This window comes from Mycolicibacterium stellerae, from assembly GCF_003719305.1.
GTDB lineage: Bacteria > Actinomycetota > Actinomycetes > Mycobacteriales > Mycobacteriaceae > Mycobacterium > Mycobacterium stellerae.
On sequence record NZ_RARC01000044.1, the window covers coordinates 1 to 19,673 of the forward strand.

Genomic DNA, 19,673 nt, shown 5'->3' on the forward strand with positions numbered 1-19,673 from the left:
GGCACGACCGAGGGTGGGGTCGGGGTCTGGCGTGGTGTCCCGTACGCCGAGCAGCCGGTCGGCCAGCGACGGTTTCTGGCGCCCGCCCCGCTGCAGCCGTGGACCGGGGTGCGGGATGCCGTCGAGCACGGACCGCTGCCACCGCAGAGCAAGTCGTTCGTCGGCGGTGGCCGCGACGACCCGAAGGTCCGCGACGAGGCGTGCCTCACGCTGACGGTGTGGTCACCCGACACCAGCGCGTCCCTGCCGGTGATGGTGTGGATTCCCGGCGGCGCCTTCGTGTTCGGCGCGGGCCAGTTCCAGCTGTACAACGGGTCGCGCCTTGCGGTCAACGGGAACGTCGTCGTGGTCAACATCACCTACCGGATAGGCGTTTTCGGCGGGTTCGAACTCAGCGATCTCGGAGACGGGTTCGACGACAACCTCGCACTGCGCGACCAGCTGGCCGCGCTGCGTTGGATCAGGGAGAACATCGGGGCGTTCGGCGGTGACCCCGACCGGGTGACCGTGTTCGGCGAGTCCGCAGGCGGATCGTCCGTGCTCGCGCTGCTGGCCAGTCCGGCCGCCGAGGGGCTCTTCCGGCGCGCGATCGCGCAGAGTCCCGCGCTGCCGTTGATCGCCGACCGCGAGACGCGGGCCAAACGCGCGCACGAGTTCCTGGCGCGACTAGGCGTGCGCGCCGACGAGGTCAAGGCCCTGCCGCAACGGCAGTTGCGGCGCGCCGCAGGCCGGATCCAGCTGAAGAGCGCCACGACAACGCCGACACTGGCCTACGGGCTGACCTATGGCGTCGACCTGCTGCCCGAACACCCGCTCGATGCCGCGCGCGCGGGCAGGGTGGCCAAGATTCCGCTGATCATCGGCACCAACAGTCACGAGGCGTCGATGTTCGCCTGGACCAAGCCACCGATGCTGCCCACGACCAAGGCGTCGATCGATGCATACATCAACCGGGTCGCACCCGACGCGAGGGAGCGACTGCTTGCGGCCTACCTGCACTATCCGCGGCGACGGGAGCTGGTGGCGTTCGGCTCCGACGTCATGTTCGGTGCACCGGCCTGGGCGTTCGCCGACGCCTACAGTGCGCATGCACCGACGCACATGTACCGGTTCGACCACTTCGGCTTCAGCCTGCGGCTGCTCGGGCTCGGTGCCACCCACGGCAGCGAGATCGTCCACGTCCAGCACAGCTACGGCTCGTTCCTCGGCCGCAAGATGCACCCGCTGGGGCGGCGCCTGCAGCCACCGGTCGGCAGACGCATGCAGCGGGCTTGGCTGGACTTCTCCGCCAAGGGGTGGGAGACGGGCGAGATCGAGTGGTCGAGCGGTCAGGACTGGCCGATGTACGACACCGAGCGACGACTGACCCGGATCATCCTTTCCGCCCGCGACAAGGTGGTCTCCGACCCCGACAGCGCGCGTCGCAAGGCGTGGGCCGGCCTCTACTAGGTCGACGCCGGGTATCGCTTCGCGGAGTAGTCGCGCAGGTTGTAGAGAAACTTCTGGAAGAGCCACGACATCACCGGCCGCCCGAGGGTCATCCCCAGCCGCGCGGCCACGCCGTTGGGCTTCATCGCCATCACCCAGGTCAGCTGGCAGCCGCCCGCTGTCGGCGTGATGCGGTAGTCCTCGGCGAATGCGGCGATGCTTCCGCTCGAGGCCTCGTTGAACCGAAATGCCATGTGCACGTGCGGTTCCCAGGCAACGTATTCTTCATCACCCGTGATGCCGCCACGCATGTTGACGACCCGGGTGGTGCCCACACCGTGCGGTTGCGGGCTGGTCCACGTCACCTTCGTGATCACCGTCGCCCAGTGCGGCCACGAGTCGGCGTCGTCGAGCACCTCCCACACCTGTTCGGGGGTGATGGGCAGGTCGACGGTGCTGACGAAACGAAACGGCGCGCTGTCGACGAAATCCAACCCGACCCGTTCGCATGGCTTCATGGCCATACACAGTAGAGGACGGTGTCTAGCCTAATAGATTGTCCTGCCGAACCGACTGTCGGTGTACTGGCGAAGCTTGGCCAGGTATTGGCGGTACTGGTGATTCATCACGCGTTTCGCGATCAGTTTGTCCAACAATGGGGGGTCCTTCGGGTCGTGCGCGAGCGTCCACGTCAGCCGGCAACCCTGTGCAGTCGCCTCGATGCGGTGCTCCTCGACGGATGCACCCGCTATGCCTTCCGAGATTTGGTTCATCCGGAAAGCCAAGTGGGACTGCGGGTGCCACGCGATGACTTCCTCGACGGCGCGTGCTCCGCCGCGCATCTCGATGGCGCGTGTGCTGCCGACCTGGTACGGCCGCGGGCTGATCCACGTCATCTTCGTCAGCATCGACCAGCGCGGCCAGGATTCCGCGTCCTCGAGCACTTGCCACAATTGCGAAGGGGTGACGTTCAAGTCCACGGAGTTGGTGGAGCGGAAGCGCGCGCTCTCGATGAGTTCAAGGCCGACGCGCTCACATGGGTACATCTGCGGCACGGCAAGACCTTAGCCGGGACCGTCGCTCGCCGCCGCCAGTAGCGCCACCAGGCCGTCGCTGATCGGAGTGGACAGGCCGTGCCGGGCACCCTTCCGTGAGATCACCCCGTTGCGGATGTCCCATTCAAGCGGCCTTCGCGCTTCGCGGTCGGTGAGCATCGAAGTGGTGATGTCCTCGGGCCCCTTTGCGAACATGCCGACGATCTCGTCGATCACCTCGTCGTCGAGGTTGGCGCCCTCCGCACGGGCGACGGCCAGGCATTCGGCCAGATATCGGCGCGACAGCGCCGCGACGTCGTCGCGACGGAACATGCCCGCGCGGCGTCCGGTCAGCACCATCAGATCGGCCAGCGCGTTCACCAGTAGCTTGCGCCACGCCGCGCTGACGAAGTCGGGGTCGAGTTCGACGGTTGCTTCCGTGTCGCGCAGCAGATCGGCGAGCCTGTTCGCGCCGTCCGCCTCGGGCAGCACCAGGCGGACGCCGGTGCGAAGGCGAACCCAGCCATCGGGGTGCGGCTCCGCGGAGAACCACACCACCGCAGGGACCACGTCTGACGACGGGCACAGCGGACCCACCCGCTCGACCTGCTCGACGCCGTTCTGCAGGGCGCACACCACCGTGCGGTCGTCACAGAGCCGGGCCAGCCAACCAGCCGCACCCGCGTTCTGGGTGTCCTTGACCGCGAGCAGCACCACGTCGACCGGGCCATCCACCTCGGCGGGATCGGTGTGCACCGGCCCGGGTACGACGATCGGATCCCTGTCGTCGGGTCTGACCTCGACCTGGTCGCGCGGTGTGTGCCCGCACAGCAGCACCTGATGGCCTGCGGTGTGCAGCAGTGCGGCCATGGTCGAGCCGATCGCGCCGGGGCCGACGACCGCGATGCTGCTACCCATACGGCCAAGCTACCGGCGGATTCGCGGCCTCTACACTGTGGCAGTCGTCTCGTCAGGCCATTCCCAGGGAGATTTTTCGTGCTGCGCAGCCATGCCGCCGGTTCGTTACGGGCCACCGACGCCGGTCAGAAGGTGACGTTGGCCGGCTGGGTCGCGCGCCGCCGCGACCACGGCGGCGTGATCTTCATCGACCTGCGCGACGCCTCAGGGGTGTCGCAGGTGGTGTTCCGTGAAGCCGACGTGCTGGAGGCCGCCCACCGGCTGCGCGCCGAGTTCTGCATCGCCGTCGAGGGCGTCGTCGAGATCCGGCCGGAGGGCAACGCCAACCCGGAGATCGCCACCGGTGACATCGAGGTCAACGCGACGGCGTTGACGGTGTTGGGGGAGAGCGCGCCGTTGCCGTTCCAGCTCGACGAGACGGCGGGCGAAGAGGCGCGGCTGAAGTATCGCTACCTCGACCTGCGGCGGGAGGGGCCGGGTAACGCAATTCGGTTGCGGTCCAAGGTCAACGCCGCCGCCAGGGGTGTGCTTGCCGAGCACGACTTCATCGAGATCGAGACGCCGACGCTGACTCGGTCCACCCCGGAGGGCGCCAGAGACTTCCTGGTGCCCGCGCGGCTGCAACCGGGTTCGTTCTACGCGCTGCCGCAGAGCCCGCAGTTGTTCAAGCAGCTGCTGATGGTGGCGGGCATGGAGCGCTACTACCAGATCGCGCGCTGTTACCGCGACGAAGACTTCCGTGCCGACCGGCAGCCGGAGTTCACCCAGCTCGACATGGAGATGAGCTTCGTCGACGCCGACGACGTCATCGCGGTGTCCGAGAAGGTCCTCAAGGCGCTGTGGGCGCTGATCGGGTACGACCTGCCGACCCCGATTCCGCGGATCGGCTACGGCGAGGCGATGCGCCGGTTCGGCTCGGACAAGCCGGACCTACGGTTCGGCGTCGAGCTCGTCGAGTGCACGGAGTACTTCTCCGACACCACGTTTCGGGTGTTCCAGGCGCCCTATGTCGGCGCGGTCGTCATGCCGGGTGGCGCGTCGCAGCCGCGGCGCACGCTGGACGGCTGGCAGGAGTTCGCCAAGCAGCGCGGCCACAGGGGTCTGGCATACGTGCTGGTGGCCGAGGACGGCACGCTCGGCGGGCCCGTTGCCAAGAACCTCACCGACGCCGAACGCGACGGGCTGGCCGAACACGTCGGCGCGAAGCCGGGGGACTGCATCTTCTTCGCCGCAGGCTTCGCCAAGACGGCGCGCGCACTGCTCGGCGCCACCCGCATCGAGATCGCCAAGCGCCTCGACATGATCGACCCGGCCGCATGGGCCTTCACCTGGGTGGTCGATTTTCCGTTGTTCGAGGCCACCGACGAGGTGACGGCCTCGGGTGACGTCGCCCTCGGCTCCGGCGCCTGGACGGCCGTGCACCACGCGTTCACCTCGCCCAAGCCGGAATCCGAGGCCACCTTCGACACCGATCCGGGTTCCGCGCTGGCCAACGCCTACGACATCGTGTGCAACGGCAACGAGATCGGCGGTGGGTCGATCCGTATCCATCGTCGCGATGTCCAGGAGCGAGTCTTTGCGATGATGGGCATCGATCACGACGAGGCCTCCGAGAAGTTCGGGTTCCTGTTGGACGCCTTCACCTTTGGCGCCCCACCTCACGGCGGCATCGCGTTCGGTTGGGACCGGATCACGGCGCTGCTTGCCGGCACCGACTCGATCCGCGAGGTGATCGCGTTCCCCAAGTCCGGCGGCGGCGTCGACCCGCTGACCGACGCGCCCGCGCCGATCACGCCGCTGCAGCGCAAGGAATCGGGAATAGATGCCAAGCCGCAGAAGCTGGACGAGAAATGAGCGAAATACCGAGCGCAGACTTCATGCGGGAATTCAACAAGAACCTGATCGAGGAGTTCCGGGCCAACGGCGGCAAGGTAGGCGGCCAGTTTGCAGACGCGAACCTGCTGCTGCTGACGACGACGGGCGCCAAGTCGGGTCAGCCGCGACTGGCGCCGCTGGCCTGCTTCACCGTCGACGGCAAGCTGATCATCATCGGCTCCAAGGCCGGGGCCGACACCAACCCCGACTGGGTGCACAATCTGCGGGCCAACCCGCGCGCGCATATCGAGGTCGGCACCGACGCCTACGACGTTGTCAGCCGTGAGTTGCCGCGTCCCGAGCGCGACGAGCTCTTCGAGAAAGTCGTCGCGGCCGCACCGGGTTTCGGCGAATACCAGTCGAAGACGTCGCGCGTCATCCCGCTGTTCGAGCTGCAGAGGGCCTGACTTCGTCTTCGAGTTCGAATAGCGAGCGGTGTTCGACGATGAAGTCCTCGACGTTGCGCAGACGGTGTCCGATAATTGTCGTTGCTGCATCGCTGACGCCTGCCAGGCGCCCTTCTCGTTGGTCGATCGTCACCGCCTCGAAGTGTCTGAGCTTGGCCGTGTCATCAGGTATGCCGAGCAGATCCAGGAACGTCGTTACCGTCACTTGTTCGAACGGGAGGTCCCGCCCAAGGACGCGGCTGACCTCTGCGGCCAGTTCCTGATGGCTGTACTCAACGGGCCCGGTCAATGTGTAGGTGCGACCGCCGTGCCCCTCGGGATTGGCCAGGATGGTGGCGGCGGTTAATGCGATGTCGCGTCCGGCGATCGGGGCGAAGCGACTGTCCGCATCAAACGGCATCACGTAGCGCCCGTATCGGATCAACCCGGCGATATAAGTCAGCCACTCCATGAAGAAAGTGACCCTCAGGTTCGTGGTCGGCACTCCCGACCAGTCGAAGACCTGCTCTGAGAGCCAATGGTTCTGCGTCGCCTTGCTCCTGGCCTTAGGGCGCGACTGGATTTGTGACATGTTGACGATCAGTTCGAGAGTTGCTTCTCTCGCCGCCTGGGCGAACATGACTGCCGCTTCGACAAGTCCCTCGCCGACAGGGAAGTTGAAGTAAGCACGCTGCACACCGTCAAGTGCCGCACGAACATCGCGGAACGTCAGCAGGTCACCGAATACCACTTCGGCACCCTTGTCGCGAAGGCGTTGAGCGCGAGCGTCGTCGGCCCGGACCATCGCCCTGACCTGGACTCCCCTTTCGAGTAGGTACTCGGCCATGGGGCGTCCGGTATCGCCGTTGGCTGTCGTCACCAGGATTCTCGTCATGACGGTTCCTTCTTGATTTTGCACTCAGGGTCGCAGAAGGCACCTGACCACGACCCTGAGCGCAAAACCGGCTCTTGTTTTACAAGCGTTCGATGATGGTGGCGTTGGCCATGCCACCGGCTTCACACATCGTCTGCAATCCGTAGCGACCGCCACGCTGCTGCAACGCGTTGACCATCGTGGTCATGATTCGCGCGCCGCTGGCGCCGAGCGGGTGCCCGATCGCGATAGCGCCGCCGTTGACGTTCGTCTTCGCCAGGTCGGCTCCTGTGTCGTGCGCCCATGCCAGCACCACGGGGGCGAACGCCTCGTTGACCTCGAACAGGTCGATGTCGGCGAGGCTGAGTCCGGCCCGATGCAGCACCTTCTCGGTGGCCGGGATGACGCCCGTCAGCATGTAAAGCGGGTCCGACCCGACCACGGTTGCGGTGTGGATGCGGGCCAGCGGTCGCAGGCCGAGCCGGTTTGCCACCTCCGAGGTCGTGATGAGCACCGCAGCGCTGCCATCCGACAGCGGAGACGAGTTGCCCGCGGTGATCTCCCAATTGATCTGTGGGAAGCGGGCCTCGTAGGCCGGGTTGTAGAACGCCGGCTTCAGGCCCGCCAGCGACTCGATCGTCGTGCCCGGTCGGATGATCTCGTCGGTCGCCAGCCCGGCGATCGGCACCAACTCGTTGTCGAAGCGCCCCTCTTTCGTTGCCGCGGCGGCCTTTTCGTGGCTCCCCGCCGAGAACTCGTCGAGCTGTTGCCGCGAGAAACCCCACTTGGCGGCGATCAACTCGGCGCTGATGCCCTGCGGCACAAGGCCGTCGGGGTAGCGCTGGGCCATCGCGCCGAACGGGTCGCTGCCGGGCAGCACGCTCGAGCCCATCGGCACCCGACCCATCGACTCGACACCGGCGGCGACAACGATGTCGTAAGCGCCCGCGATCACGCCCTGCGCAGCGAAGCTGATCGCCTGCTGGCTGCTGCCGCACTGGCGGTCGACGGTCGTGCCAGGCACCGACTCGGGGAATCCGGCGCCCAGCAACGCATTGCGGGCGATGTTGACGGCCTGGTCACCGACCTGTGTGACGGCGCCCGCGATCACATCGTCGATCTCGGTGGGGTCGACGCCCGTGCGGGCCACGAGTTCTTTCAGGCTGTGCGCAAGCAGGTCGACCGGCAGCACGTCATGGAGTGCTCCGCCGACCTTGCCCTTCCCGATGGGGGTCCGCACCGCCCCGACGATGACCGCGTCGCGGCCTAGATATCCGGCCATTTCTGCCTCCTGTGACTCCACGCTGAGTAAACCTTCCTAAACTCAGCTATACCACCTGGGTATACTTAGAACAACTCAGAGATGGGGTGAATTCCATGACAGTTCTGCAAGGCAGGCTGGCCGATCGTTCCGCATGGTCGGCGGTGGGCGAGTGCCCCATCGAGAAGACGATGGCGCTGCTCGGCACCAAGTCGGCGATGCTGATCCTGCGGGAGGCGTACTACGGCACGACCCGCTTCGACGACTTCTGCACGCGGGTCGGCATCACGCGGGCGGCGGCCTCCGCCAGGCTGACCGAATTGGTGGACGCCGGGCTGCTGACGCGGCGGCCCTACAAGGAGCCCGGCCAGCGCGCCCGCGACGAATATGTGCTGACGCCGTCGGGCGTCGAGTTCATGCCCGTCGTCTGGGCGATGTTCGAATGGGGACGCCGCCATCTGCCCAACCGCTCGCCGCTGCGGCTGTTCCACCAGGAGTGCGGAGCAGACGCTTCCGTCGAGATCCGCTGCACCAAGGACCACAAGGTTCCTGCGGACGAACTCGGGGTGCGACTTGCAAGGACAAGCAACTAGCCCGCGAGGAACTGCCTGACCAGAGTCTTCGGCGCCTGCGCAAGCCATGCGTCGGTGATGAGCTCGGTGAGGTCGGGCTCGCTGATCTGGGCCAGCCGCACCAGCACGGCCGGATAGCCGTCGAAGTGTGGCGTGGTGAAGAACACACCGGGATCGTCGGCGATCAACGCGAACTTGACGCCCTCATCGGACACCCGGGCACCGAGGATGTCGCCGTCGGGCGCGGCCGCGCCCAGCGCTTCGTAGTCGGCCTTGCGCAGCGGGCGTTCCCACGCGATCAGCTTCTTGCGGACCCGCCAGTTGCGCGGCGTCGGCTCGGTCGTCTCCGGAAGCTTGGCGACGATACGGGCCACGTCTGCCCAGGACGCCACCGGCTCAGCAGTCGGTGGTGATGTCGAACGTGGCAGTGGTGCTCTGGTTGGGTTTGTCGGCGAACGCTCCCTGCGCCTCACCGCTGACGCTGAACTTGCCCTCAGAAACCTTCGCCTTGGCCTTACCGAGGTTGCCGTCCCAGTACGTGCCGGTGAAATTGCCCAGATTGCGGATCTCCACCGTCTGCGCTTTCACCTCGTCACCCAGTTCGATGGTCGCCGTGAACCCGGGTTCCTTGTCGACGGTCGCGATCGTCCAACTGCGCCCGGTCTGGTTGCAGGTCACCGGCTGCAGCGCGTTGGTGGCCTTGCCGTTGATCATCACCTTGGCGTCATGGTTACCCAGTGCCGCGGGGGGACTCGAGCAGCCAGCCACGGCTGCGACGAGGACAGCGGCTGCGACGAGGAACCGGCGCTTCATATGTGAATCCCCCTCTAGGAACCAACTCGGCGACACAGGTGACAGTAGAGCAGCGGGCGTCGGCGAAGGGACAGTCGCGCCAAATTGTCCGATCAAGGGTCGGCGATGCCGTGCGCAGCGGTGAATGTCACTACTCTGCCGAAAATGCTGCACTTACGCGTCATCGCACCTGCCGAGTTGCGAGATGAGGTGATCGACGCCCTGACCGATAATCCCGGCGTCGCCTCTCTGGTGGTTCACCCCGACGCCGCAAGAGACCCGGTGGGCGACGAGATCACCGCCGACATCGCCCGCGAATGTGCCAACGACGTCCTCGGTGCGTTGAAGTCTTTGGGCGTGAAGGAGCGCGGGGCGATCACCCTCGACGTCGTCGACACCGTGTTGTCGACGCGCGCCTATCGGGCCGAGGAGAGGGCCGAGGGCGACCCTGCCGACGCTGTGGTCTGGGATGAACTGGCCGCCAGGACCCGCGAGGAATCCTCGTTGAACGTGACGTACATGACGTTTTTGACCCTGGCCTGCCTCATCGCTGCCGTCGGCGTGGTGACCGACTCGCCCGTGACGGTGGTCGGCGCCATGGTGGTCGGGCCGGAATTCGGCCCGCTGGCCGCATTGGCCGTCGCGCTGGTACGCCGCAAGACGTATCTGGCCCGCCGCGCTGCGCTGGCGTTGCTGGTCGGGTTCCCGATCGCCATGCTGGTCACCGCGCTCGGCGTGCTGGCGGGAGAGGCGATCGGCTGGATCGAGGTGACGAGCACCCGCGAATTGAACGAGGTGGACTTCATCTTTCAGGTCGGGCCGCTCTCGTTCATCGTCGCGCTGTTTGCCGGTGCGGCAGGCATGCTGTCGTTGGTCTCGGCAAAGTCGGCCGCCCTGGTCGGCGTCTTCATCTCGGTGACGACCGTGCCCGCGGCGGGCTTTGCGGTTGTCGCGGCAACGGTCGGAGATTGGGATATCGCCGCCAAGTCGGCCGCTCAACTGGCGACCAACCTGCTCGGAATCGTGCTCGCGGGGGTGGCGGTGCTCTGGTTGCGAGGGCTGGCCGAGCGACGGCATTGGCACCCGGTGGGGTGATCGCGCGATGCGGCGGTCCGCTGCGTGTGATGGGATCAGCGGATGGGAATCAAGGTGGCGCTGGAGCATCGCACCAGCTACACGTTCGATCGGCTGGTCGAAGTGTTCCCCCATGTCGTCCGCCTGCGCCCGGCGCCTCATTCGCGTACCCCGATCGAGGCCTACTCGCTGCAGGTAGAACCGGCCGACCACTTCATCAACTGGCAGCAGGACGCATTCGGCAATTTTCTCGCCAGGCTGGTCTTCCCTGACCGTGCGCGCAGCTTGACCATCACCGTCGGGCTGATCGCCGATATGAAGGTCGTCAACCCGTTCGACTTCTTCATCGAGGATTGGGCCGAGCGCATCGGGTTCGAATACCCCAAGGCGCTGGCTGAGGATCTGAAGCCGTATCTGCGGCCCGTCGATGAGACCGATGAGGGCTCCGGGCCCGGCGACCTCACCAGGGAGTGGGTCCGTAACTTCTCCGTCGCCCCCGACATCCGCACCATCGATTTCCTTGTCGCACTCAATCGTGCGGTGAACGCCGACGTGGGCTACAGCGTGCGGATGGAGCCCGGCGTGCAGACGCCCGATCACACCCTGCGCACCGGGATTGGGTCGTGCCGCGACTCGGCCTGGCTGCTGGTGTCGATCCTGCGGCAACTCGGTCTGGCGGCCCGTTTCGTGTCCGGCTACCTGGTGCAGCTGACCTCCGACGTGGAAGCGCTCGACGGACCGTCAGGTCCGGCGGCCGACTTCACCGATCTGCATGCGTGGACCGAGGTGTACATCCCCGGCGCGGGGTGGATCGGCCTCGATCCGACGTCGGGTCTGTTCGCAGGCGAGGGTCACATTCCGCTGTCGGCGACGCCGCATCCGGACTCGGCCGCCCCAATCACCGGGGCGACGGAGCCCTGCGAGACGACGCTCGAGTTCACCAACATCGTCACCCGCGTGCACGAGGATCCGCGGGTGACGCTGCCGTACACGGAGGCAGCCTGGGGTGCGATCAACGCACTGGGCGCACGCGTCGACGAGCGGCTGGCGGCAGGCGATGTCAGGCTCACCGTCGGCGGCGAGCCGACGTTCGTCTCGATCGACAACCAGGTCGACGCCGAGTGGACGACGGACGCCGACGGTCCGCACAAGCGCCAGCGCGCATCGGCCCTTGCCGCGCGGTTGAAGCGGGTGTGGGCGCCCGGCGGGCTGCTGCAGTACAGCCAGGGCAAGTGGTATCCGGGAGAACCGTTGCCGCGCTGGCAGATCGGGCTCTACTGGCGCACCGACGGTGAGCCGCTGTGGACCGACGATGCGTTGCTTGCCGATCCGTGGCCGACGCAATCCCAGGCGATCGCGGTGGCTCCCGACGCCGGGGCCCAACTGCTCGGCGCCATCGCCGACGGCCTCGGCCTGCCCGCCGCCCAGGTGCGGCCCGCCTACGAGGACCCGCTGAGCCGGCTGCTCAATTCCGTACGCAGGCCCGCAGGCGAACCCGTCGCGGCCGACGACGACCTGGAAAGCGACTCCGCGCAGCGGCGTGCCGCACTGCTGGCCGATCTCGACGAGTCGGTCACCGAAGCCGCCGCCCATGTGCTGCCGTTGCACCGCCGCGACGACGACTCGGGCTGGGCCAGCGCGGACTGGCAGCTGCGGCGTGGCCGCGTCGTGCTGCTGGAGGGCGACTCGCCCGCGGGCCTGCGCCTGCCTCTCGACTCGATCAGCTGGCGGCCCCCGCGAGCATCACATCCCGCCGACCCGTTGGTACGGCGCGCCAGCCTGCGGGTTGATGAGGAGCCCGACGCCGTCGTCGACCCGGATCCAGACGACGAAGAATCCGCACCGATCACGGCTCTGGTCGCCGAGATCCGTGACGGGCTGCTGCGCGTGTTTCTGCCTCCCACAGACGAACTGGAGCACTTCGTCGACCTGATCTCCCGTGTGCAGGCCGCGGCGGCCAAGATCGACTGCCCGCTGGTGATCGAGGGCTACGGCCCGCCGCCGGATCCACGGCTCACATCGATGACCGTCACCCCCGACCCAGGGGTGATCGAGGTGAACGTCGCCCCGACGGCGAGCTTCACAGAACAGCGCGACCAACTCCGGACGCTGTACGAGGAAGCGCGGCTGGCCCGGTTGTCCACCGAATCGTTCGACGTAGACGGCACCCATGGCGGAACCGGCGGGGGTAACCACATCACCTTGGGCGGCATCACTCCCGCCGATTCGCCCCTGCTGCGCAGGCCCGACCTGCTGGTCTCGATGCTGACCTACTGGCAGCGTCATCCGTCGCTGTCGTACCTGTTCGCAGGCCGCTTCGTCGGCACGACGTCGCAGGCGCCGCGGGTGGACGAGGGCAGAGCCGAGGCGCTCTACGAGCTGGAGATCGCCTTCGCCGAAATCGCCCGGCTGACCGGCGGCAAAGGGACGGCGAAGCCGTGGGTGACCGATCGCGCGCTGCGGCACCTGCTGACCGACATCACCGGCAACACCCACCGCGCCGAGTTCTGCATCGACAAGTTGTACAGCCCAGACAGCGCGCGCGGCAGGCTCGGCCTCTTGGAGCTGCGCGGCTTCGAGATGCCGCCCCACTTTCAGATGGCGATGGTCCAGTCGCTGCTGGTTCGCTCGCTCGTCGCCTGGTTCTGGGACGCGCCGCTTCGCGCGCCGCTGATCCGCCACGGTGCGAACCTGCATGGTCGATACCTGTTGCCGCACTTCCTGATTCACGATATCGCCAACGTCGCATCCGACCTGCGCGCCCACGACATCAACTTCGACACCAGCTGGCTGGACCCATTCACCGAGTTCCGCTTCCCGCGCATCGGCACCGCGGTGTTCGATGGCGTCGAGATCGAATTGCGCGGCGCCATCGAGCCGTGGAACGTGCTCGGCGAAGAGGCGACCGCAGGGGGAATGGCCCGCTACGTCGACTCGTCGGTGGAGCGCATCCAGGTGCGGCTCATCGGCGCCGACCGGCAGCGCTACGTCGTCACGGTCAACGGTTACCCGGTGCCGCTGCTGGCCACCGACAATCCCGACATCCAGGTCGGCGGTGTGCGCTTCCGCGCGTGGCAGCCGCCGAGCGCGCTGCACCCGACCATCACGGTCGACGGCCCGCTTCGCTTCGAGCTGTTGGACATGGCCGCCGGGACGTCCCGCGGCGGCTGCACCTACCACGTGTCGCACCCCGGCGGCCGTTCCTACGAGACGCCGCCCGTCAACGCGGTGGAGGCCGAATCCCGCCGCGGCCGCCGGTTCGAGGCCACCGGCTTCACCCCCGGTCGGGTCGACACCTCAGACATCAGGGAAAAGCAGGCGCGCCAATCCACCGACGTGGGCGCGCCGGGCATCCTGGATCTGCGCCGGGTGCGTACCGTTCTGCACTGATGGCCCTTCCCGCTGCGAATCCGCACGACATCGACAACCTGCTGGCCGGCTATCGCACGGCGCGGGCCCAGCAGGCGCTGTTCGATCCGCGTGGAGGTGCGGTCACCGGCTACGACGAATTCGTCGATGCGGCAGGCAATGTCCGGCCATCCTGGCTCGAGTTGGCCGAGTGTGTCGGCGAGCGCGGCCGCGGCGGGTTGGATCATCTGCGCAACCTGGTGCGCAGCCTGGTCGACAACGACGGCATCACCTACGTGCAGCTCGACCCGAACGGTGAAGCGGTCACCAACGGCGACGGGGGTCCCGTGCCGGGGCCTTGGCATCTCGACGCCCTTCCGCTGGTCATCTCGGCGTCCGATTGGGACACCCTAGAGTCCGGTCTTGTGCAGCGCTCGCGGCTGCTCGACGCGGTGCTGGCCGACCTGTACGGCCCGCGCCGTTCGGTGACCGGTGGCGTACTGCCCGCGCAGCTGCTGTTCGCCCATCCCGGCTATGTCCGAGCCGCGCGGGGGATCGAGGTGCCGGGCCGCCACCAGCTGTTCATGCATGCCTGCGACGTCAGCAGAGGCGCCGACGGCGTGTTCCGGGTTAACGCCGACTGGACCCAGGCGCCGTCGGGTGCCGGCTACGCGCTGGCCGACCGGCGCGTCGTCGCACACGCCGTGCCCGATCTCTACGAGCGGATCGGGCCCCGCCCCGCCTCGCCGTGGGCGCAGGCGCTGCGGCTGGCGCTGATTGACGCGGCGCCCGAATCCGCCGAGGAGCCGATGGTCGTGGTGCTCAGCCCCGGTATCCACTCCGAGACCTCGTTCGACCAGGCCTATCTGGCGAGCGTGCTGGGTTTCCCGCTGGTCGAGAGCGCCGATCTGGTGGTGCGCGACGGCAAGCTGTGGATGCGATCGCTTGGCACCCTCAAACGGGTCGACGTGGTGTTGCGGCGAGTGGACGCCGAATACGCCGATCCTCTTGATCTGCGCGCTGATTCGCGCCTTGGTGTGGTGGGGCTGGTCGAAGTGCTGCGCAGGGGAGCGGTGACGGTGGTCAACTCCCTCGGCAGTGGCATCTTGGAAAGCCCTGGGCTGCTTCGCTTTCTACCCGAGCTGGCCGAGACGTTGCTCGGCGAGACGCCGTTGCTGGAGACAGCCCCGCTGTACTGGGGCGGCATCAGTACCGAGCGCTCTCACCTGTTGACTCGACTGGGGTCGCTGTTGATCAGGCCGGTGACCGGCGGGGACGCGATCGTCGGGCCTGCGCTGACGGCGAAGCAGCGTAAGGAGCTGGGCGTCCGCATCGAGGCCACCCCGTGGCAGTGGATCGGCCAGGATCTGCCGCAGTTCTCCTCGGCCCCAACGGATTTCCAACCGGGAGGGTTGTCCTCGGCCAGCGTCGGCATGCGGCTGTTCACGGTGGCACAGCGCGGCGGTTACGCTCCGATGATCGGCGGCCTGGGTTATCTACTGATGCCCGGCAATGCCAGCTATGCAATGAAAACTATTGCAGCCAAGGATATCTGGGTACGGACGCCGACGCGTGTGACTGCGGAGCGGATCCTCACGTCGCCGCCGGTCGAGCTGCCCGCGATGACACCGAGCCCAACGCGCGCCGTGAGCTCACCACGTGTGCTGTCGGATCTGTTCTGGATGGGCCGATACGCCGAGCGGGCGGAGAACATGGCCAGGCTGTTGGTCGTCACCCGCGAGCGCTACCACGAATACCGCTACCGGCAGGACATGCAGGGCAGCGACTGTGTGCCGGTGCTGCTGGCGGCGCTGGGCCAGATCACCGGAACCGATACCGGCGCAGCCGGCGACTCGCACGAGATGATCGCGACCGCACCGACGACGCTGTGGTCGCTGACCGCAGACCGGCATCGGCCAGGCGCGCTGGCGCAGTCGGTAGAGCGGCTCGGGCTTGCGGCTCGGGCAGTTCGCGACCAGATGTCGAACGACACCTGGATGGTGTTGGCCGCCGTCGAACGCACGGTACTGCACCGCGGCAGGTCGATGCCGGAGTCGCACACCGAGGGCGAGGCCTATCTGGAAAAAGCGCACCGCGAAACGTTGGCGGGGATGCTGGCGTTGTCCGGGGTGGCCGCGGAGTCGATGGTGCAGGACGTCGGCTGGACGATGATGGACATCGGTAAGCGCATCGAACGTGGCCTGGCGGTGACCGCCTTGCTCGGCGCGACCTTGACGAAGGTCCGCAGCCGGGGTGCCGAGCAGACCGTCACCGAATCGGCGTTGGTGGCGTGCGAATCATCGGTCATCTACCGCAGGCGCAACCTTGGCGTGGTCAACATCGGCGCGGTGGCCGACCTCGTGCTGCTCGACGCCGAGAACCCGCGGTCGCTGGTCTACCAGTTCGAGCGGCTGCGCGCCGACCTCAAGGCGCTGCCCGGATCGTCGGGCTCGTCGCGCCCTGAGCGACTGGTCGACGAGATCGGCACTAGGCTGCGTCGAATCGACCCGGCGGACCTCGAGGACGCCACCGCCGACGGGCGCCGGGGTGAGCTGGCCGATCTGCTCGACGGTTTGCATGCCGACCTGCGCGAGCTGTCCCGCATCATCACGGCGACACATTTGTCGCTCCCGGGCGGCATGCAGCCGTTGTGGGGACCCGACGAGCGGCGGGAGATGCCATGAGCACCCAAGGCACGGGCACCCGCCGATATCAGGTGACTCACAGCACGATTTACGGGTACTCCGACGTCGTGACGAGCTCCTACGGTCGCGGCTTTCTCACGCCGCGCGACACCCCCCGGCAGCGTTGCCTCTCGCACGCGCTGCGCATCGATCCCGAACCGGCAGACAGTTCCACGAGCAGGGACGCCTACGGAAACATCAGCTCGTATTTCCACGTCAGCGAACGGCATCGCAGGCTGTCGGTGACCAGCGATTCGATCGTCGAGGTGGATTCGGCGCCCGCGGAGTTGTACGCCGCCGGATCCGCTGCGGCGCCGTGGGAAATCGCGCGCCCGGTCGGCCTCGACGGCGCGTTGGCCACAGAATTCACCCTCGACCTTAAGCCACCCGAGATCACCGACGAGGTGCGGGACTACGCCGCGCCCAGCTTTACCGCAGGCAGGCCGCTGATCGAGGTGTGCAAGGACCTTTCGTCGCGGATCTACCGCGACTTCACCTACCGGTCCGGCTCGACGACGGTCTCCACCGGCGTCAACGACGTGCTGGCAGCGCGGGAAGGCGTCTGCCAGGACTTCGCCCGGCTGGCTATCGCCTGCCTGCGTGCCAACGGCCTTGCCGCAAGCTATGTTTCCGGCTACCTGGCCACCGATCCGCCGCCGGGTAAGGAGCGGATGGTCGGTATCGACGCCACCCATGCGTGGGCATCGGTGTGGACGCCGCAGAACCAATGGCTGGGAATGGACCCGACCAACGACCAGATGGTGGACGAGCGCTACATCGTGGTGGCCTGGGGTCGTGACTATGCTGATGTGCCGCCGCTGCGCGGCATCATCTACACCGACTCCGAGAAGAGCGTCATCGACGTGTCGGTCGACGTGGCGCCGTTCGAGGGGGAAGTGCTCAATGCGTGATTTCATCTGTCCGAAATGTGGTCAGCACCTGGCGTTCGAGAACTCGGTGTGCCTGTCGTGTCGCAGCCCGTTGGGTTTCTCGCTGGACGACATGACGCTGTTGGTCATCGCGTCGGGGGAGGAGAGTTCGCAAGCCGGCTTCGTCGACTCCGACAAGTACGAGCTGTGCGCCAATCTGCATCTCGCCGAATGCAACTGGCTGGTCGAGAAGAACCCCGTCAGAAGGCTCTGCACCTCATGCGTGCTGACCCGCACCAGACCGAACGACGCCGACACCAAGGCGCTCGTCGCGTTCGCCGAAGCGGAGAAGGCCAAACGCCGGTTGATCGCTGAGCTTTCCGAGCTCACGCTGCCGATCGTGGGGCGGGACGAGGACCCGGACTTCGGGCTGGCGTTCGACCTGCTCTCCAGCGAGTACGAAAAGGTGTTCACCGGTCATGAGAACGGCGTGATCACGTTGGATCTCGCCGAGGGCGACGACGTGCATCGCGAACAACTGCGCATCGCGATGGATGAGCCGTATCGCACACTACTCGGACATTTCCGTCACGAGATCGGCCACTATTACTACTACCGTCTGGTGAGCACGTCGCAGGACCGTACGGAACGGTTTCGCGAGCTGTACGGAGATGCCGAGGCTGACTACCAAGCCGCATTGGATCGGCACTACCAGAACGGTCCACCGGCCGACTGGGAAGAAAACTATGTATCGTCGTATGCCACCATGCATCCGGCCGAAGACTGGGCGGAGACCTTCGCCCATTATCTGCACATTCGCGACACCCTTGACACCGCAGCGGCCTTCAGCATCGCCCCGGCCGCCGCGACGTTCGAGCGAAAAGTGCTGGGCCCCAGTGGCTTCGACCAGGTCATCGACATGTGGCTGCCGCTGGCGTGGTCGCTGAACATGATCAACAGGTCGATGGGCAAGCAGGACCTCTACCCGTTCGTGCTGCCGGCTGCGGTGCTCGAGAAGATGCGCTTCATCCACAGCATCGTCGAGGGCACAACGCTAACTGGGGACAGCGAGCAGATCCTTGGCGCGTAGCGCAAGCCAAAACTCGGCGAGCGTTGCCGTATCGGCGATCCTGCGGCCGGTGATCTCCTCGACGCGCTGTATCCGATAGACCACGGTCTGCCGGTGTAGGCCAAGTTCCTTCGCCGTCCGAAGCCAGGACCTTTCGCACCGCAGAAACGTATCGAGGGTGGCAACCATATCGCTGGAATGCCGTGCGTCATAGGCGATGAGCGGGCCCAGCGTCCGATCGACCACGACGCGCGCCTCCTCTGGGTCGCGCAGCACCGAGAACATCGTGGCGTCCGCGAACCGGGCACTCCGGCTGGATGTGGTGACGGCGGCGCGCACCGCCCACGTCGCCTCGCGCACGGCGGTCGGAGCGCGCGAGGATCGCGACAACGGCTCACTGATTCCCAGGGTGGCCTGGCCGCCGAGCCGCTGACCCAGCACGTCGAGCGCCCATTCCGTGACAGGCATCAGCGCATACAACAGCGTCGCGCGGCGCAGCAGCAGGTGTGGCACCGAACGCCTGCCGAGACCAAGGTGGAGTTGGCGTTCGCTCGTCGCCGATACGCCGTCGGCCGCTACGACGCAGCACGTCGCCGGATCCAGTCCGCGTTCGCCGAGCTCCCTTTCGCCATCGAGGTCGCTCATTCTGCCGTCGCACAACTGGCCCATCACTTCGGCCCCGATGCGCCGCTCGTGTTCGCGGCGCGCATTCTGCTGCGCCAGCAACACAGCGACCGCGGACGCAAGGTGCTGCAGGTGAACCAGATCGGTGGTCGGTCCACGGAACGCATACGTCGCCAGCACCGTCGGCTCCTCGTCGGGAACCTCGACGACCAGCGCTCGTTCGGTGCCCGCGCTCACGTGCAGCACGCCGGGAATCGCACCTCGCCTTTCGGAGATTTCGGTGGTGATGACTTGGCGCAGATCTTCCGGCGGCGGTTGGGACGCCTCGAGCGCCACGGTGCCGGTGAACGCATCGAGCACCGCGATGCGACACGACAGGTCGCGTTCCAGTTGGGCCAGCACGTTGGCGGGCCCGGGATTGGTCACCGACTGCCGGATCACGTTGTAGACCCGTTCGGTCACCGCGATGCGGCCGCTGCCCGCGGCATCGGCGACCGCGCGTCCGATCGAGGCGAATCCCACCGAGTACGGCACGACCATGATCGGGAAGCCCAAGGAGTCGGCCAGGTCCAACGCGGCCGGGGTGAGCGCGGGCGTGGCCGCGTCCAACCCGATCACCATGCCGCACATGCCGTTGCCGGCCACGCCACGGATGAGCGCGGTCTGACCGCGGGCGGACTCCGGCAGTGTTTGCCCGTTCTTCATCAGCAACTCGCCGCCGGCCAGGTACGACCAGGGCTCGTCGAGGTCCGAGGTCTGCGCCCAGGTCACCGGCGTGTCCAGGCCCTCGCCACCACCCTTGAGCGTGAGCCGAAGGTGTGGTGTTTCCAGGAGGTCGCGAACCCGATACGCCATCAGTCACCTG

Annotated in this window: 17 protein-coding genes; 9 read left to right on the forward strand and 8 right to left on the reverse strand. The window is 66.9% G+C overall.

Annotated elements, in window-relative coordinates:
- The coding region (locus D6M19_RS31715; RefSeq protein WP_164478793.1) for a carboxylesterase/lipase family protein at nucleotides 1–1,449 on the forward strand (1,449 nt) is incomplete at its 5' end.
- Here the strand turns inward: D6M19_RS31715 and D6M19_RS31720 are convergent.
- From D6M19_RS31720 to D6M19_RS31730, 3 genes are read right to left on the reverse strand one after another with little or no spacing between them, the layout of a single operon-like run.
- Nucleotides 1,446–1,946 (reverse strand): SRPBCC family protein, encoded by a 501-nt coding sequence (locus tag D6M19_RS31720; RefSeq protein ID WP_407665429.1) that lies wholly within the window; start codon nucleotides 1,944–1,946, stop codon nucleotides 1,446–1,448. The two genes, D6M19_RS31715 and D6M19_RS31720, sit on opposite strands and share 4 nt — an antisense overlap.
- A gap of 30 nt (nucleotides 1,947–1,976) precedes the next feature.
- The gene (locus tag D6M19_RS31725; RefSeq protein ID WP_123029273.1) at nucleotides 1,977–2,474 is read right to left on the reverse strand and encodes an SRPBCC family protein; all 498 of its coding nucleotides are present in this window, start codon (nucleotides 2,472–2,474) and stop codon (nucleotides 1,977–1,979) included.
- Between the two features lie 18 nt (nucleotides 2,475–2,492).
- The gene (locus D6M19_RS31730; RefSeq protein WP_123029274.1) at nucleotides 2,493–3,380 is read right to left on the reverse strand and encodes an oxidoreductase; all 888 of its coding nucleotides are present in this window, start codon (nucleotides 3,378–3,380) and stop codon (nucleotides 2,493–2,495) included.
- A 78-nt stretch (nucleotides 3,381–3,458) separates the two neighbouring features.
- Between D6M19_RS31730 and aspS the strand changes: the two genes are divergently transcribed.
- Together aspS and D6M19_RS31740 are read left to right on the forward strand one after the other, a co-directional pair.
- Entirely contained in the window at nucleotides 3,459–5,234 is a 1,776-nt protein-coding gene (aspS, locus tag D6M19_RS31735; RefSeq protein WP_123029275.1) for an aspartate--tRNA ligase, read from the forward strand.
- On the forward strand, nucleotides 5,231–5,662 hold the full coding sequence (locus tag D6M19_RS31740; protein WP_123029276.1) for a nitroreductase family deazaflavin-dependent oxidoreductase: 432 nt from the start codon (nucleotides 5,231–5,233) through the stop codon (nucleotides 5,660–5,662). The genes aspS and D6M19_RS31740 overlap by 4 nt, the downstream gene beginning before the upstream one ends.
- Here the strand turns inward: D6M19_RS31740 and D6M19_RS31745 are convergent.
- Nucleotides 5,631–6,536: an NmrA family NAD(P)-binding protein gene (locus tag D6M19_RS31745; protein WP_123029277.1), complete on the reverse strand. Its 906-nt coding sequence runs from the start codon at nucleotides 6,534–6,536 to the stop codon at nucleotides 5,631–5,633. The genes D6M19_RS31740 and D6M19_RS31745 overlap by 32 nt on opposite strands.
- 79 nt (nucleotides 6,537–6,615) lie before the next feature.
- A complete protein-coding gene (locus tag D6M19_RS31750) occupies nucleotides 6,616–7,797 on the reverse strand; it encodes a thiolase family protein (RefSeq protein WP_123029278.1) in 1,182 nt (393 codons plus the stop codon).
- A 95-nt stretch (nucleotides 7,798–7,892) separates the two neighbouring features.
- Between D6M19_RS31750 and D6M19_RS31755 the strand changes: the two genes are divergently transcribed.
- Nucleotides 7,893–8,369 (forward strand): winged helix-turn-helix transcriptional regulator, encoded by a 477-nt coding sequence (locus D6M19_RS31755; RefSeq protein WP_123029279.1) that lies wholly within the window; start codon nucleotides 7,893–7,895, stop codon nucleotides 8,367–8,369.
- Here D6M19_RS31755 and D6M19_RS31760 read toward each other — a convergent pair.
- A complete protein-coding gene (locus D6M19_RS31760; protein ID WP_123029280.1) occupies nucleotides 8,366–8,740 on the reverse strand; it encodes an MmcQ/YjbR family DNA-binding protein in 375 nt (124 codons plus the stop codon). The genes D6M19_RS31755 and D6M19_RS31760 overlap by 4 nt on opposite strands.
- Nucleotides 8,741–8,744: 4 nt before the next feature.
- On the reverse strand, nucleotides 8,745–9,161 hold the full coding sequence (locus D6M19_RS31765; RefSeq protein WP_123029281.1) for a lipoprotein LpqH: 417 nt from the start codon (nucleotides 9,159–9,161) through the stop codon (nucleotides 8,745–8,747).
- Nucleotides 9,162–9,305: 144 nt separating this feature from the next.
- Here D6M19_RS31765 and D6M19_RS31770 point away from each other — a divergent pair, with 144 nt between their 5' ends.
- The 5 genes from D6M19_RS31770 to D6M19_RS31790 are packed head-to-tail and all read left to right on the forward strand — an operon-like array spanning nucleotide 9,306 to nucleotide 18,205.
- Nucleotides 9,306–10,235: a DUF389 domain-containing protein gene (locus D6M19_RS31770; RefSeq protein WP_123029282.1), complete on the forward strand. Its 930-nt coding sequence runs from the start codon at nucleotides 9,306–9,308 to the stop codon at nucleotides 10,233–10,235.
- Between the two features lie 42 nt (nucleotides 10,236–10,277).
- Entirely contained in the window at nucleotides 10,278–13,604 is a 3,327-nt protein-coding gene (locus D6M19_RS31775; protein WP_123029283.1) for a transglutaminase family protein, read from the forward strand.
- Nucleotides 13,604–16,246: a circularly permuted type 2 ATP-grasp protein gene (locus D6M19_RS31780; protein ID WP_123029284.1), complete on the forward strand. Its 2,643-nt coding sequence runs from the start codon at nucleotides 13,604–13,606 to the stop codon at nucleotides 16,244–16,246. The genes D6M19_RS31775 and D6M19_RS31780 overlap by 1 nt, the downstream gene beginning before the upstream one ends.
- Nucleotides 16,243–17,157 carry a transglutaminase family protein gene (locus D6M19_RS31785; RefSeq protein WP_123029285.1) on the forward strand — a complete coding sequence of 305 codons (915 nt, stop codon included), beginning with the start codon at nucleotides 16,243–16,245 and terminating at the stop codon, nucleotides 17,155–17,157. Before D6M19_RS31780 ends, D6M19_RS31785 begins: the two co-directional genes overlap by 4 nt.
- The gene (locus D6M19_RS31790) at nucleotides 17,150–18,205 is read left to right on the forward strand and encodes a zinc-binding metallopeptidase family protein (RefSeq protein WP_123029286.1); all 1,056 of its coding nucleotides are present in this window, start codon (nucleotides 17,150–17,152) and stop codon (nucleotides 18,203–18,205) included. Before D6M19_RS31785 ends, D6M19_RS31790 begins: the two co-directional genes overlap by 8 nt.
- Here the strand turns inward: D6M19_RS31790 and D6M19_RS31795 are convergent.
- The gene (locus tag D6M19_RS31795) at nucleotides 18,170–19,663 is read right to left on the reverse strand and encodes a PucR family transcriptional regulator (protein ID WP_123029287.1); all 1,494 of its coding nucleotides are present in this window, start codon (nucleotides 19,661–19,663) and stop codon (nucleotides 18,170–18,172) included. The two genes, D6M19_RS31790 and D6M19_RS31795, sit on opposite strands and share 36 nt — an antisense overlap.
- Nucleotides 19,664–19,673: the final 10 nt, after the last annotated feature.